14 protein-coding genes are annotated in these 15,064 nt (G+C 61.8%); 7 read left to right on the forward strand and 7 right to left on the reverse strand.

What is annotated here, in order from left to right:
* Window positions 1-209: 209 nt before the first annotated feature.
* Window positions 210-1,775 carry an NAD(P)/FAD-dependent oxidoreductase gene (locus ACILSL_RS19255; protein WP_395733686.1) on the reverse strand — a complete coding sequence of 522 codons (1,566 nt, stop codon included), beginning with the start codon at window positions 1,773-1,775 and terminating at the stop codon, window positions 210-212.
* 148 nt (window positions 1,776-1,923) lie between these two features.
* Between ACILSL_RS19255 and ACILSL_RS19260 the strand changes: the two genes are divergently transcribed.
* On the forward strand, window positions 1,924-2,802 hold the full coding sequence (locus tag ACILSL_RS19260) for a hypothetical protein (RefSeq protein ID WP_395733687.1): 879 nt from the start codon (window positions 1,924-1,926) through the stop codon (window positions 2,800-2,802).
* On the forward strand, window positions 2,799-3,617 hold the full coding sequence (locus ACILSL_RS19265; RefSeq protein WP_395733688.1) for a polysaccharide deacetylase family protein: 819 nt from the start codon (window positions 2,799-2,801) through the stop codon (window positions 3,615-3,617). The genes ACILSL_RS19260 and ACILSL_RS19265 overlap by 4 nt, the downstream gene beginning before the upstream one ends.
* Window positions 3,618-3,654: 37 nt before the next feature.
* Here the strand turns inward: ACILSL_RS19265 and ACILSL_RS19270 are convergent, their stop codons facing one another.
* The 4 genes from ACILSL_RS19270 to ACILSL_RS19285 all read right to left on the reverse strand — a co-directional run bounded on the left by ACILSL_RS19270 (window position 3,655) and on the right by ACILSL_RS19285 (window position 7,779).
* Window positions 3,655-4,437, reverse strand: coding sequence for a retron system putative HNH endonuclease (locus ACILSL_RS19270; RefSeq protein WP_395733689.1), 783 nt, complete (start codon window positions 4,435-4,437; stop codon window positions 3,655-3,657).
* Entirely contained in the window at window positions 4,413-5,765 is a 1,353-nt protein-coding gene (locus ACILSL_RS19275) for an AAA family ATPase (RefSeq protein WP_395733690.1), read from the reverse strand. Before ACILSL_RS19275 ends, ACILSL_RS19270 begins: the two co-directional genes overlap by 25 nt.
* Window positions 5,766-5,929: 164 nt before the next feature.
* The gene (locus ACILSL_RS19280) at window positions 5,930-6,595 is read right to left on the reverse strand and encodes a class I SAM-dependent methyltransferase (RefSeq protein ID WP_395733691.1); all 666 of its coding nucleotides are present in this window, start codon (window positions 6,593-6,595) and stop codon (window positions 5,930-5,932) included.
* Window positions 6,592-7,779: an AMP-binding protein gene (locus ACILSL_RS19285; protein WP_395733692.1), complete on the reverse strand. Its 1,188-nt coding sequence runs from the start codon at window positions 7,777-7,779 to the stop codon at window positions 6,592-6,594. The genes ACILSL_RS19280 and ACILSL_RS19285 overlap by 4 nt, the downstream gene beginning before the upstream one ends.
* A 110-nt stretch (window positions 7,780-7,889) precedes the next feature.
* Between ACILSL_RS19285 and ACILSL_RS19290 the strand changes: the two genes are divergently transcribed.
* Window positions 7,890-9,113 (forward strand): beta-ketoacyl-[acyl-carrier-protein] synthase family protein, encoded by a 1,224-nt coding sequence (locus tag ACILSL_RS19290; protein WP_395733693.1) that lies wholly within the window; start codon window positions 7,890-7,892, stop codon window positions 9,111-9,113.
* Window positions 9,110-10,135 carry a hypothetical protein gene (locus tag ACILSL_RS19295; protein WP_395733694.1) on the forward strand — a complete coding sequence of 342 codons (1,026 nt, stop codon included), beginning with the start codon at window positions 9,110-9,112 and terminating at the stop codon, window positions 10,133-10,135. The genes ACILSL_RS19290 and ACILSL_RS19295 overlap by 4 nt, the downstream gene beginning before the upstream one ends.
* Before the next feature lies 1 nt (window position 10,136).
* Here ACILSL_RS19295 and ACILSL_RS19300 read toward each other — a convergent pair whose 3' ends face one another.
* Window positions 10,137-10,781 carry a DUF4412 domain-containing protein gene (locus ACILSL_RS19300; RefSeq protein ID WP_395733695.1) on the reverse strand — a complete coding sequence of 215 codons (645 nt, stop codon included), beginning with the start codon at window positions 10,779-10,781 and terminating at the stop codon, window positions 10,137-10,139.
* 96 nt (window positions 10,782-10,877) lie between these two features.
* On the opposite strand from ACILSL_RS19300, the gene ACILSL_RS19305 reads away from it, so the two are divergent.
* Complete coding sequence (locus ACILSL_RS19305) at window positions 10,878-12,176, forward strand: ABC transporter permease (protein ID WP_395733696.1); 1,299 nt, start codon at window positions 10,878-10,880, stop codon at window positions 12,174-12,176.
* Window positions 12,177-12,188: 12 nt separating this feature from the next.
* Window positions 12,189-12,995, forward strand: a complete 807-nt coding sequence (locus tag ACILSL_RS19310; protein ID WP_395733697.1) for a rhomboid family intramembrane serine protease — start codon at window positions 12,189-12,191, stop codon at window positions 12,993-12,995.
* On the opposite strand, the gene ACILSL_RS19315 is transcribed toward ACILSL_RS19310, so the two are convergent.
* Window positions 12,992-13,624 (reverse strand): cyclase family protein, encoded by a 633-nt coding sequence (locus ACILSL_RS19315; protein ID WP_395733698.1) that lies wholly within the window; start codon window positions 13,622-13,624, stop codon window positions 12,992-12,994. The genes ACILSL_RS19310 and ACILSL_RS19315 overlap by 4 nt on opposite strands.
* 67 nt (window positions 13,625-13,691) lie before the next feature.
* Between ACILSL_RS19315 and ACILSL_RS19320 the strand changes: the two genes are divergently transcribed.
* Complete coding sequence (locus ACILSL_RS19320) at window positions 13,692-15,032, forward strand: Gfo/Idh/MocA family protein (protein ID WP_395733699.1); 1,341 nt, start codon at window positions 13,692-13,694, stop codon at window positions 15,030-15,032.
* Window positions 15,033-15,064 lie beyond the last annotated feature (32 nt).

Below are 15,064 nucleotides of genomic sequence, written 5' to 3' on the forward strand. Positions count from 1 at the left end.
CCGGCCTCTCCCCGAACAAACAACTGACCAACAAAGTCCTCGACGGGGAGAGGGGAAACGCGTTGCGACCCCGATAGAGTTTTCAAAGTGCCCGAGCGCGAATCTCCTCTCCCCGCCGGTGGCTTGATAGCTCCAGGGATTCTTCGGGGAGAGGCTGGGTGAGGGGGGCGGCTATCCGTACGTTTCCTCACTTTACCGGCAGACCCCGCTCACGCCTCCGTCGTCTTTGCCATCAGCTTCCCCTCCATCATCATCACCGGCACCGTGGACGGTGTGGGTGCCAGCCAGGTGGTGATCTCCGCCTTGATCCAGACCTTGATCCCCGCCCACAGCAGACGAGCAGCGGTGTGGTCTGGCGACAGGCTCATGAACGGCATCCACACGTGCCCGTTGTTGGCGCGTCCGTAGATGCCCTTGCGCCGGCGCTCCTGCCCGAGGTGCACGAAGCGGCGGTTATAGAAGGCCATGAAGCCGGCAAAAAAACCACCCGCCTTCCCTTCGTATGGCATGTGAATCCATTCATCATCCGGGTTGTCATACACCCCCCGCACCGGGCCGAGGAAATACGCGGAGAGGTCCAGCAGAAACGTCGCGTTGATCAGTTCCGCATCGCCCATGTAGGAGTACTTGTCCTTGTAGAGCGAGTTGAACCACAGGCGGTAGCTGCGCGGGTAGGCCGTGTTCAGGTAGTCGGTGATCGCCTGCGTGTTTTCACCCGCCAGATTCTTCTGCACCAGATCCACCGCCGCAGACACGGTGTGGCCGCAGTAGTCGAGGCCATGGCTGTACAGCGGATCCATGAACCCGGCCGCGTCACCCACCATCACCCAGCGGTTGCCCGCGATGCGTTCGGAGCGGTACGCGAGGTTCTTGTAGTAAAAGGTGTCATCGGCATCCGGCACGGCGTTTTCAAACATGAGCCGACCAATCGGGTGCGTCATCAGGTGAGCCTGCAGGCGGGCCAGCAGAGACGGCCCCTCCGGCAGGGTGAAAAAACGCCGGTCCCACGTCACGCCGGCGCTGTAGCTGCCATCAGACAGCGGGATGATCCAGCACCACCAGCCATGACCCATGAGATGATTCGTGGCCGTGGTGCGGAGCTGGCTGACACCCTTCATCAGCGAGGGATGCATCTTGCGGCTCTTGAAGCTGTCGAGCCCGTTCACATTGCGAAAGCGGCACCAAATGGAGGAGGTGGGGTGCTCGCTCTCCAGAGAGCGGTGCAGCCCGAGTTTCTTCGACAGCACGGCGGCCTTGCCGGAGGCGTCGATCAGCCAGCGCGTGGTCACCGTGCGCATCTGCCCTTCCTGCGGCATGATTTCCAGCGTGTGCGGTGCCTCATCCTCCGAGAGCGTGATGGTTTTGATGGTGGCCGGGCGCAGCAGCTCGCAGCCGAAGTCACAGGCCTCCTTCAGCAGGTGCTCGTCGAGGATGGCCCGGTCCAGCTGGAAGGTGGGCAGCCGTGACTGGTAGCGCGGCCCGATCTCAGTGAGGCAGCCCACATCGTCCTCGGGCGTTTTGCAAAACCACATGCGCAGACCATGCTTTTGGTAGTGGTGCGCACTCAGGTGGTGCCCTTGATGCAGCACGCGGGTGAGGAAGCAGCCCGCCAGCTCGGAAGTGCTTTCCCCCACCTTGCGGTCAAACTTCAGCGTGCGCTCCACGATCAGGATTCGCATCTCCGGATGCTCGCGTTTGAGCATTATTCCCGCCGACGCGCCGGAAAAAGCACCGCCCATGATGACCACGTCGTAATCGGTGTTAGTTGAGGTCATGGGGGCAAGTGGTGAAAAAAGTCAGTTGTGGGAGGCGGTGTGACGGTCGAAACAGAACGTCTCCCTTAGTTTTTTAGTACGCCTTTAAATAATGCTGTCCGCTGATTCTGCAACCCACGAGCCGAACGCGCCCTCCACTCCCCCGCGCATGGGTCTGCATGATGCATGCTGGACGCAGGCCATCTTGTTTTGCATGCGCTGGCTGCCCGCGCCGGTCTTCACCCTGTGCGCCTATCCCCTCTCTCTGATCGCTTACATCCTGGCGGTAGAACAGCGTGAGGCCATCCGCGCGAATCTCAGCGCCCTCATCCCCGGCAAAGGCTCCAGCGGGCTGGCAGGATTTCAGGTCTTCGTCCAGTTTTCGCTGACCTACCTCGACCGGCTCTGGTATCTGCATTTTCAGCGCAAGATCGACTGGGAGATCATCGGCTCAGGCGACTTCGAGGATCTGGAAAAACACCCGGGAGGCGCGCTGATCTTCACCGTGCATTCGGGAAATTACGACATCGGTGCCAGCCTCTTCGCCCGCAAATTCACCCGGCCCGTCCATACCGTCCGCATGCCGGAGGCCTCGGACTCGCTGAAAAAGCTGCGCGGCAAGGAGCTCTGTGACGAGGAGCGCCGTGAGCCGAATCTGCACGTTCATTACAACGAACCCGGCGGCCATCTCGGCATGGAGCTGTGCCGCCTGCTCCTCGCAGGTGAAGTCGTCTGCGTGCAGGGCGACCGTGTCCTGGGTGAGGTGACCCCCACGCTGGCCCGCATTGACGGCGTGACTTATAAGATCCCGCGCGGGCCGCTGGTCCTCGCAGAGGTGACCGGCGTGCCGTGCTACCCGGTGTTCCTCAGCCGCAGGGGGCGGCTGGCTTACCGCATTGAGATTGGCCAACCCTTCTTCGAAGGCGGGCGCAAGGCCAGGGCCGCCGAGATCAGCGCCGCCTGGATCCCGGTGATGCATCACTTTCTTCTCCAGCACTGGGACCAATGGTTTGTCTTTGAACCGCTCGTCACCCGCGATCCGGCATGAATGCAGCCGTGCGTGCCAGCACCCTGCGGCAGGCGTACTTTCGCTTCGCCCTGGGCCTCCTCCCCGTGCCGGTGGTGATCTGGCTGGCTGGGCACGGGCAGCCCCTCGCGGCGGTGCTGCTGTTTTGCACCGTCCTGACCACCATGACGATCGGCACCCTGGTGCCACGCTGCGCCTTGTTTGGCCGCATGATCAAACGGCTGCCTCAGGCTGGAAACCCGGTGCTGCTCACCATTGATGACGGTCCGCACCCGGAACACACCCCGGCAATTCTGGACATCCTGGACCGCCACCGCATCAAGGCGCTCTTCTATCTCGTGGGCGAACGTGCCATGCAACATCCGGAACTCGTGCGCGACATCCTCGCGCGCGGCCACGAGATCGGCAACCACACGCAGACGCATCCTGCCAGCACCTTCTGGATGCTGCGCCCGGCGCGACTGTGGCGCGAGATCGCAGGCTGTCAGGAGACGCTGGCCGCCCTCTGCCCCGGCCAGCCGCCACGTTTTTTCCGCCCTCCCGCAGGCCATCACAACCTCTTCACCGCGCTGATCGCCCGCTCCCTGGGGCTGCGAATGATGCTGTGGACCGCGCGCGGGTTTGACGGTGTGCTGACCGACGTGCCCACCATCACCCGGCGCATCTCCCACCGGCTGAAACCCGGCGCCATCGTGCTGATTCACGAAGGCACCCCCGTGGCCGTCGAGGTGGCGGAAGCCGTCGCCTCCATGATGGTGGCCAGCGGCCTTCCATGCGTACCGCCCGCCTCAATCGCGTTCAGCGACGATGGAGGCTGCGAAGAGGGAGCCTGCTGAAAAGATTTTTTCAGTAGCTGGTGCTTGGCGGAAGTCGTCAACCTTGGTAATTGATGGATTGAAGATAAGCCTCCGCCGTAGTGCCAAAGCGCCACCGGATCATGGTGAAGAATGGTTTCCAGTTACCGTCCACGCCCTTGGAGAGGTGTCTTTGCACGAGGGTTTGATAGTGCGTTGCAGCCTGTGGCGAGTTTTCGCGTAGACGTTTGATTTGGCTCTCAATGGCCTTGTGGACGCGCATTCGCGCCTCGGATAACCGCCGACAGTTGAGGTTGAAGGTCGTGACGGTGGATTCTGCGAGGTTCACCGCCACGCCAGCAGCAGCGCAGTTCACGTCGTCCGGTGCGATGTCCATGCAGTCCGTGCGCTGCTCGTAGCGAAAAAGTCTCGGAAATGCGGGAAGCTCAGCTGGAGAAAACACATGCCCATCAACGACATTGTCTTCCTTTGCGACATCGCAGCTTCGGTTCTCGACAGTCGGGGGCAGGTAAGAGTCCGGGTGGACCATTGTCGCCTGATCGCCACCGCAGCATGCAAACCAGAGGTTCGGCCAAAGAAGCGCCCAGTTGACGCTTCCGTTTGTATCTGACTTCGGATGGAAGTGGGCAATTTGTCGGTCGTTTTCGGGTAACAACCGCTCGCAGTAGGCACACAAACCACCTTGATCCGTCCGACTTGTGGACCGGACGGTTTGATAGCATTGGGTATCCCGAAACTCGTTCCACGTTCCCTGCGGCCATGCGTTGCGGTAAGTCGCGAGGCACAGTGGCTCGGGGTCTGATTTCAGGCACCGCTTCACAGACCGACCTCCTTTTCCCACATACGATTTTCAATTTCCGTGAGCGCTTCATCCACCGCCGGCTCGTTGCTGTTGAATTCTTGAGCAAGGCGGAGGGCGAGTTCTTTCGCCTCGGGGAAGCGCTCGCTTCGGATGTGGGCAAACAGTTCCTCCAGACGCTTCACTCGCTCGTTGTCTGGCGGGCGGCTGGGGATTCTCATCACCCGCTCCAAGGTCCGTTTGCTTTCGGCACCGTAAATGCCACCAGGGGAAGGGTAAAGTTTTCCATCGCGGACAATCTGCACACTCTTGCTGTGGATCGAAGTCAGGACTTGGGGGCTGTGCGTGGTGAGAATAAGTTGCGTGTTGGGGAACGTCCGCTGCAAATCTGGAATAATCCTCTGTTGCCAGTCGGGATGCAGATGCAAATCCACCTCGTCGATGAGCAGCACCGCTTCAGTGGCGAGGGGGTCTTGAAGTTGCGGATTCGCTTGGGCAAGACGGCGGGCGAAATCCATGACGAGGGCTAGCATCGTGCGATAGCCGTCGCTAAGCTGCTCCGCATAAAGATCAGTAACCGAGTTGTCTGCGTTCTTGCGACTAAGCTGGAAATGAAGCGGGTGCGTAGTGATACGCGGGTCGGAGAACTCAGGGAGCATCGCAAGAATTGCGCGGCGCACCGCTTCCAGCACTGGCAGTTTGTAGCGAAAGTCTTCCCGCTCGTTGCGAATTTTTAATTCGTCACGTTCCATCGCAAAGAACCACTCGAATGCGTCCTTGAAACGGCTTACGGGATCAAGGGCATTTTTCAATGCGGCACTGCGCGAAAAAGCACTCTCGAAGTTCGTTTGCCGCTGCGGAATATCGAGGACCGCGCGACTTGTGCCGTAATAAGCATACATTGGCACAATTCCAGCCTCGCCAGCCGGGTCTTCGGCAATCCGGAAAACATCCTCATCCAAAGCATCATTCAAATGTTTGTTACCGATCAGTGGCGGCAAGGCCGCCTTGGTTCGCTTGGATTTATCACGCAGCAGATGGGCGTCCCATTCGACGACATGCCCGTTGGGTTGACCTTTGAATCTTAGATGGCAGAAAGGTTTAGGCGGAGTCTTATCAAGAACGGCAGCAACAGTGTTTGCGTGATGAGCGGATTCGGTGATGTCGAGCAAGTTTCTCCGGCTTCCTCCAGGGGGTTGCCCGAAGCGCCGGGCAATGGGTGCCAATCCTAGAGCGATGGCGTCTAAAATGGCCGACTTCCCCGCACCATTATCGCCAACGAAGACATGCACATTCTCGCCCGGGTCGAATCGCAACGTGAGCGATTCAAAGCAGCGAAAGTTGGTGAGTTGAACTTCAGAGATTCTCATGGCAGAGGGCTTCCATTAGCAAGCAATTTACTAAAATCATAATTCGCGCTCGTCACGCCGAATCCGGCTCTCGCTGGAACGGTATGCGGACGTAGTAGACCCAATGCTGGTTATCGGGCAAGAACTCCGCAATTGCGAGTATGAAGTCATCGGGTAAAGCTGCCTCACTCGCGTTCAGCGACGACGAGATGGTTGTTGAACGGCGTGCCGCCCCATAGCGGCTGCACCCGCACCCGCAGCCCGGCGGCGCCCAGCACGGACTCAAATAACGCACGGTCCGGATAGCACACGGGTGCGTCCTTCATCCAAAACGTCAGCTTGGCCAGCCAGTCTCCCGCCACCGTGATGCGAAAGCGCAGGGAGTCGTTCTGCAGGCAGGTGCGAATGATCAGCTTCCCGCCCTGCGCCACGCGGGATGCGGCCGCTTTGAGCAGCGCCTCCTGCTCCTGCCGCGTGAAAAACTGCAGGATGTCCAGGATCACCACATGCCCGCTGCATTCCGGCAGTCCGGCGCGTGCATCCCCGGTCATGAAGCTGAGCCCTTCGCAGCTGCTGAGGGCGGCCATGCTCTGCGCACAGGAGATTTTTTCGGCATCGTAATCAAACCCGGCGATGGCAGGCGCAAAGCCTGACTCGCGCAGGTAAAACGCCAGCAGGCCGATGCCGCAGCCGATGTCCAGCACCGGCAGCGGGGCACCCAGCAGCTCTTTGGTAACGGCAGCGTAAACGGGATCAGAACGCAGCTTCACCACGGAGTAAAAGCGCTCATGGCGCCTGACACAAAGCTGGGTGATGCGTTTTAGGGCACTGGATGGCAAACGGGTGTTCATGGTCTGCCGATCCATTTACGCGGGACTTCCCAGGGTGCGAGCAATGAACAGGCGGTGATTTTGAAAGCGGGATCAATTTCCGCCTGAGGCAGGCCGACTTCCGCCACGATGTCCTGGCAGCGCTCCGGATCGCGACTCCGGGCACCATAGATTGTCACCTGGTCCAGTTTCGAGGCCCGCATGATTTTTTCGGCGATTTCGATGGGGCTGAGCTTGCGGCCCGCCACGTTGATTCCAGCACCCCTGCACTGCTGAAACCGCAGCTGCTGGCCGTGCCGCTCCACCAGATCGCTCGTGGTGAAAACCCCGGAGCCATAGTTTTCCTGCGGCAGCTGGTCATCATACCCCAGCCCCACGGAGCTGCTGCTCACCACCAGACGGCCCTCGGCATCGGTGTGCGTCTGCACGCCGGGCAGGAGGGTGCCGAGATCGCTCCCATCCTCACGCAAATCGAGCGTCTCGTCCCAGGACACCGCACCGCACTCGCTCGTCCCGTAGAGATTGTGAATCTTCAGCCCATGCTGCTCCAGCGCCAGGCGCTCCAGATCGAGCGTGAGCGGAGATCCGGCGGAGATCGCCAGACTGATGTTGTCAAAGCAGACATCGCCCCGCAGCCAGGCCTTCCAAAGGGCCGGAACACCCGGCAGGAACAGCCGCCGGTGGTGCTGCATCGTCTCCATCAGCGGCTGCGCAAACGGCTGCGGCGCAAAGCAGGTGGGCACCCCGTTGAACAGCGTTTGCAGCACTGTCATCGTCAGGCCAAAGGAATGCGCGCAGGAAATCGCCGCCACCCCCGTCCCGCGTGCGCCGAGATCCAGCACCGCATGCAGCCGGTCCACATCCGCAGCGATTTGATCAAACGTGAAAAACTGGCAGCGGCGTACCCCCGAGCCACCCACGGCCTGCTTGATCAGGGCCGTGCCGGCAGGCGGCGGCCTGGCAGGAATGCGGCGGGAGCGGTCCTTTTCCACCAGCTGCACCGGCACGCCGTGCAAAAATCCGGCCAGCAGCTGCCGCAAAATTTGTGGTACCTCCCCCTGCACCAGCACGTAATCACCGGTCGGCCTGGCAGCACGCGCCTCGACATCCAGCTCGCGGAACGTGGTCGCACGTCCGTCAGCCAGATACAAAGCCGCCTGCGCGCCGCGCTCAGCCACAATACGATCCCAGCGTTCACCAAACATTTGCAGTCCTTGCGGCGAAGCGTAAACCATAGCCCGCGCCGTGCGGTAGAATGAACACTTGCGTTAGCAGTTCAACCCTCCACACAACGAATCTCATCCTGTCCCCCCTAGTGCCTCCACCTTTAAGCAAGAACATCGCTATCACCGGAGCGGGGATCGTTTCACCCTTGGGCATGGGCTGGCAGGCGAATGAAATGGCGCTGGCGGCGGACCGCACCGCCTTCAAGCCGGTCGAACTCTTCGACACCCGCGAATTCATCGCCAAAACCGCCGGCGTGGTGGACCTGCCCGCAGAAAGCCTCTTCCGCCGCATCCCCTCCCACAAGCAGACCTACTTTGACCGTGGCACGCGCATGCTGCTCATGGCCATCCGTGAGGCGCTCGCGCAGGCGGGCCGGGAGAACATGGAGGGTATCGACGCCATGGTCATCGGCACCTCCGCCGGGGCCATGCCTCTGGGAGAGGCCTATTTCGAGCATGCGCATCAGGATGCCGCCCGCGTCCCGACCCAGCTTTCACGTGCCGAATATTACCAGCCGCAGCGCCAGATGAGCAGCATCGCCGCCGAGTTTGACTGGCGCGGCCCGGTCATCATCGTTTCCAATGCCTGCGCCTCCGGTGCCAACGCCATTGGCTGGGCGGCGGACATGATCCGCTCCGGCCGCGCCAAACGCGTGCTCGCAGGCGGCTACGATGCGCTCGCTAAACTCGTGTTTGCCGGGTTTGACACCCTGCACGCCCTCGCACCCAGCGGCATCCCGCGGCCCTTTGATGCGCAGCGGGACGGGCTCGCGCTCGGTGAAGGCGCCGCCGTCATGCTGCTGGAAGCCGAAGAGGTGCGCCAGAGCGCAGCCCTGGGAAACGTCTCCGGCTATGCCACCGCCACCGACCTGCATCACCTCACGCAGCCAGACCCCGCTGGCAAAGCCGCCATCCGCACCATGACCGCCGCCTGCGCCCAGGCCGGTGTCTCACCCGCTCAAATCGGCTACATCAACTCTCACGGCACCGGCACACCGTTCAATGACGTGGCCGAGGCCTCCGCCATCGCCGCCTGGGCGGGTGATGCCGTGTCGAAGATTCCAGTCAGCTCCACCAAGTCCTGCATGGGCCATCTGCTCGGCGGCGCTGGAGCAGTCGAAGCCGTGATCTGCCTTATGGCCCTGCAGGGTCAGTGGCTGCCCGGGAGCCTGAACGTGCGCGAAGTCGATCCCGCCGTTCACTTTGATCTGGTGCGCCAGTTCCGCCGCTCCTCGCTCGACTATGCGCTGACCAATTCCTTTGGCTTCGGCGGCACCAACGCAACCCTCGTGCTGCAAAGGAGGTCCGCATGAACGCGCGCAACATCTGCATCCGTGGTGTCGGTGCCGTGAGCTCCGCCGGCTGGAGCGCCGCCGCCATGCACGCGGCCGTGCTGGCGGGCACACCGCTGCCCTCCCGATCCTGCGCCCGCCCCGGGGATGTCCGGAACTGGCCCTGCGAATCCCGCTTTGCCCCACCTGCCCCGCCGGAAAAGGTCGCGCGTCATCCGCGCCTCCGCCGCTCCAGCGCGATCACACGCTACTCCGTGGCTGCGGCCCTGGAGGCCCTGGCAGATGCCGGGCACGACCCAGCCGCCCCTCCCCCGGGTCTGGGCATTCTCTTCGTCATGATGAACGGCTGCGTAAACTACACCGGCCGCTTTTACGACGAGGTGCTGCAAAATCCCGCGCAGGCCAGCCCGCTGATCTTTCCTGAAACCGTGTTCAACGCGCCCGCCTCCCATGTCGCCTCATTCCTCGGAGTGGATGGCGCAGTCAGCACGCTGCTGGGCAGCCCCAACTCCATCATGGAGGCGCTCGACACCGCCGCGTTCTGGATCGGCAGCGGCATCGTGCAGGAGTGCCTGCTCATCGCTGCGGAAGAATGCGACTGGCTCAGCGCCGAGGCACTCACCTACTACCATCCCAAGCTCATCGGCTCCGAAGGTGCCGGGGCACTCCTGCTCTCCGCCAGCGGCGGCGGCCCTCGCGTCCGCGAAATCATCGGCCCGCTGGGCTATCTCTCCTGGCAGGAGCGCTGCGAACGGCTGCCGGAACTGGCCGCGCAAACACTCGCGCAGCTCCAGGGCCCCGCCACGCTGATCAATGACCGCACCGGCATCGCCAAACTGGACCACACAGAGATCGCGGCCTGGTCCGGGCGGACTTGGGACGCCGTGCTCAGCCCGAAGTACGTCCTCGGTGAAAGCATGGGTGCCAGCAGCGCCCTGCAGCTTGTGCTGGGAACGCTGGCCGTGCGGCAGACGCAGCAGCCGGTGGTCATCTCCATGCCCGGCTCCAACACCGCCGCTTATTCCTGCGTGCTGACGCCCTAGCTCATTTCGGCGCTCCGGGCATCTTCATTTCATTGTAGCCGGCAGGCGGCACAAACTCCTCCGGAGCCAAAGTCTCTTCTTTGGCAGAGACCAGGTGAGAGACCACGCTCTTGCCCATCATCGTCATCTCGGATTTCACCACCATGCCGTCGAAATCCGAAGCCTGCGGTGAAATGCCGGACACCGCGCCGCCCATCACCTTGCCAAGTTTGTCGCTGATGGCGCTGATCTCCGCGTGTTTCGGGAAATCCTTGGCCACCCAGAAGCGGCCTTTGCCCAGCGTCCCTTCCCAGGTGTAAATCTCCGCGTCCCACTCCCCGACTTTCTCCTTCTGCCCCGTCGCCACCGGTTTGGCCGCTGGCTGTCCGCCCGGACCCTTTCCCGTCTTTTCCAGGGAAGCTTTCAGCGTCGCCAGATCCATCTTCATCATCATTTTCTGCGCATGCATCATCATGACCATGCCCTCAGCCCCCAGGATGGCGGACATCTTGTCTCCCATGTCCACCCGTGCCTGCTCTCCCTTGATCTTCGTGGTGACCACGGTCTCCTTGCCCTCTGCATCAGTCTTTTGCACCAGCACCCAGTCGGCGCGGGAATGAGTGGCGGCCAGCAGCAGGACAATCAAAGAAAGAAAGCGCGTTTTCATAAGTGCCGCAGGTTACCCTGAAACTCAGCCCGGGGTCAATCATGAACGTCTGGTCTTGAACTGCATTCTTCCGCCCCTCATGATCGTTCTTTCCGCATGAGCCGTCTCCCTGCCTCCATCCGCCACCACCTCGCCGGCTCCGGCATGCTCATCGCACTGCTGCTGCTCTGCGTCTTCTTCAGCATCGCCACCTGGACCACACAATACCCGCAGAATGCCGCCGCTGCCAGGGACGTCGCCACGCAAATCACCCCGCAGGCGAAAGTCCTCATCGTCGTGCGCCCGACCACCGCAGACACCGCCTTCGCCAAAGCCCTCCAGGCAGAGCTCGGCTCCCGCGCTGAAATCGTTCAGGGCGAACCCAAGGACGCACGCGCCGCGCTGCTGCGTGCCGCCGCATCGGGCGGCCTTGATGTGATCGCCTGCAATCAGGCCACCGCATCCTGGCTCGTGTTCAGCGATCTTCCCACCGACTTCCCCGCGCTCAAAAACACCCGTGTGGTACAGCCCAGGCCCCATGCCTGGCCCGTCTTCCTCAAGACCGACAACCTGCTCAACATCGCCAATCAGATCGCCGTCATCGCCATCCTCGCCATCGGCATGACTTTGGTGATCATCACCGCAGGCATCGATCTCAGCGTGGGCAGCCTAATCGCCCTCTCCGCCGTCATCACCACGATCATCGTGCGTGATTTCTGCGGCGGTGTGCATGCTGGAGCCGCTGGCATGTTCGCCGCCGGGCTCGGTGGCATCGCGGTATGCGGTGCGTGCGGCCTGCTCTCCGGCGCCTTCATCACACGCCTGCGCATGCCGCCCTTCATCGTCACCCTGGCAATGATGCTCGTGGGCAGCGGCCTCGCCTATCGGCTCGCCGAAAATCAATCCGTCTACCAGGTGCCGGATTCCTTTGCCCGGCTGGGCCGAGGCTCCGATCTTCTGGGCCTGCCCAATGCCGTGGTGCTCATGCTGCTGCTCTACGCCGCCGCCCACATCGTGATGACGCAGACCCGCCTCGGCCGAAACCTCTACGCCGTCGGTGGCAATGTGGAAGCCGCGCACCTTTCCGGCGTGCCCGTCCAGCGCGTCATCCTTATCGCCTACGTCATCTGCGGGCTGCTCGCCGGCCTCGGCGGCGTGGTCACCGCATCCTTGCTCAAAAGCGGCTCCCCGACCTACGGCCAGATGTATGAGCTCTATGTCATCGCCGCCGTCGTGGTGGGCGGCACCAGCCTCAGCGGTGGCCGGGGAACCATGCCCGGCACATTGATCGGCGCTTTCATCATCGCCGTCATCCAAAACGGCATGAACCTCACCAACGTCGAAAGCAACACGCAGAAAATCGTCCTCGGCCTCGTCATTCTCGGCGCTGTTCTCGTCGATCGTGTGCGTAAGTAGAAATCAAAACTCATGTTCAACTCCTGGCTCCCCGAATCCAAAGACCACCTTCCGCTGACGTGGTGGAAAACGCACCCCGTCTATCTCGCCGCCGTCATCGCACTCGTCGGAGCTGCGAGCATGATCATCACTGCGGTGCTCGGTTACGACTTGATGGGGCATTTTGTCTTCACTTACGACAACGCTTTCCGTCAGTTCCATCTCTGGACGCCTCTGACCTATATCTTCGTCAATCCCCCCAGTCTCTGGACTCTCGTAGGCTGCCTCCTGCTCTGGAACTTTGGCGAAGCTGTGGAGCGTCACCTTGGCCGCCGCGCCTTTGTCCGGCTGCTTCTCCTGCTGCTGCTGGTTTCACCTCTGTTCATCACATTGTTCAGCCTCTTAGGCAGTCGCGGCCTTGCCTGCATGGGCATCACGCAGCTTGAGTTCGGCGTCTTCATCGCCTTCGCCACGCTGTATCCGAATGCGAAGCTCAACGTCATCATTCTTGCCGTCGAGGCCTGGGTGCTCGCCGCCGTCTTTGTGGGCATCAATGCTCTCGCTTGCATTGGCGGCCGCGACTGGTCCTCGCTTCTCCTCCTCGCCGCCAACGTCGGCACCGCCTACGCCTTCATCCGCTTTGAAACAGGCGCGCTGAAGCTCCCCTCCCTGCCCAAACGTTCGCCGCCGCAGACCCGGAAGCCCGCGAAAAAAAGCAGCACTCCCACCGTCGATGACATCCTCGACAAGATCAGCCACCAAGGCATGCACAGCCTCACCGCCGAGGAGCGCCACATCCTCGACCAGGCGAGCGATCAGATGAAGCGGCGCGCAGGTTAACGCAGCACCACCCGGCACGGCGCGCCATCGGCACCTTCCAGTTTGAGCGGCAGGCAGATCAGCTCGTAGTAGCCGGCTTTGATCTCGGCCAGATTCAGGCCCTCGATCACCCAGATACCAGCACCAAGCATGATCTGATGCGTTTCGACTCCATCCTTGTTGAAGCCGCCGATGCTGAGGTAGTCCACGCCCACGGTCACCACGCCTTGATCCACAAGGTACCGTGCAGCGTCCGCACGGATGGAGACGAAGTCCTTGTCGAACTCGTTCATCGCCCAGCTTCGCGTCGAGTTGCGTGTCTTGAACAGCACGCGCTGGCGCGGGGCTATCTTGAGCTTCTTCAGATCATCCACCGTGATTTGATCTCCGCAGTCCAGCAGCTCAAAAACGCGGCAGCGGCCGATCACGGGCTCCAGCGGCATCTGCTCCATCGTCATGCCATCGGCGATGAAATGTCGCGGCGCATCCATGTGCGTTCCCGTATGAGCGCTCATGCTGAGGTGAGTCAGGTTGCATACGGCGCCATCATCCATGCTGACCACACGTTTGATGTGGCACTCGGGATCACCGGGCCAGTGTATCATGCCGTCACGCAGGGGTACGGAGATATCTTTCCAAGGTCGCTTCATAAGGACTTATACGAGCCTGCGGGCAGACTCTACGCAAGAGCTTGTTTTTATTTTACGTTTTCTTGAGATGTCCCAGCTTCCTCGTCGCCAGTTCATTAAATCCACCGCCGCCGCAGTGTTCGGCTTCCAAATCGTGCCTCGTCACGTGATTGGTGGTACCGGTTTCACTCCGCCGAGCGAAAAAATCAATCTCGGCTGCATCGGCATCGGCGGACAGGGCGGGGGCGACATCCGGGACCTGGATGACTCGGGCCTCGCCAACATCGTCGCCCTTTGCGATGTCGATCTCGATCACTCCGCCGGCACCATCAAAAAATACCCCGGGGCGAAGCTCTACCGCGACTATCGCGAACTGATCGACAAGCAGAAGGACATCGACGCCGTCCTCGTGGCCACGCCGGACCACGTGCACGCCCCCGCCAGCATCATGGCCATGCGCGCCGGACGCCACGTCTATGTGGAAAAGCCGCTGGCCCACACCATCGCCGAAGCACGTGCCATGCGTGATGTGGCCGCAGAGACCAAACGCGTCACGCAGATGGGCAACCAAGGCCACGCCAGCGAAGGCATCCGCCTCACCCGCGAGTGGATTCAGGCAGGAGCCATCGGCAAAGTGACCGAGGTGCACGTGTGGTCAGACCGCCCCGGCAAATTCTGGGATTCCCAAGGCAAGGCCTACCCCACCGACACGCCGCCTGTGCCGAAAAATCTCGACTGGGACCTCTGGCTCGGCCCCGCCAAAGCACGCGCCTACCATCCCGACTTCTGCCCGCGCAAATGGCGCGGCTGGTGGGACTTCGGCTGCGGTGCTTTAGGAGACATGGCCGTGCACAACGCCGACCCTGCCTTCTACGCCCTTGATCTCGATGCCCCCGACTGGGTGGAAGCCGAAAGCGGCCCCAACAACAACCAGTCCTACCCCGTGTGGAGCATCATCACCTACCACTTCCCCGCCAAAGGCGACCGCCCTGCCGTGAAGATGGTCTGGTATGACGGCGGCAAGCTGCCCCCGCGTCCGGAAGGTCTCGAAGAAACCCGCAACCTCGGCGACAACGGCATCTACTTCGTCGGCGACAAAGGCTGCATCCTCGCGGGCGGCTGGTCCGGCACCCCGCGCATCGTGCCTGAGACCAAGATGCAGCAGTTCGTCATCCCCGCCAAAACCATCCCCCGCTGCCTCAGCGGCCACCGCAAGGAGTTCCTCGAAGCCTGCAAAACCGGCAACCCGCAGGATGCCAAGTCCGGCTTCTGGTACTCCGCCCCCTTCACCGAATCCCTCCTCGTCGGCCTCCTCGCCGTTCGCTTCGGCAAACGCGTCGAATGGGACACCAAGGCGATGAAATCCCCCAACACCCCCGAAGCCGACGCGATCATCCACAAGGCCTATCGCGCCGGTTACGGCATCTGACGTAGCACAACCGTCCCGGTTGTGTGAGGTTT

The sequence above is a fragment of the Prosthecobacter sp. genome, assembly GCF_044222345.1.
Lineage (GTDB): Bacteria > Verrucomicrobiota > Verrucomicrobiia > Verrucomicrobiales > Verrucomicrobiaceae > Prosthecobacter.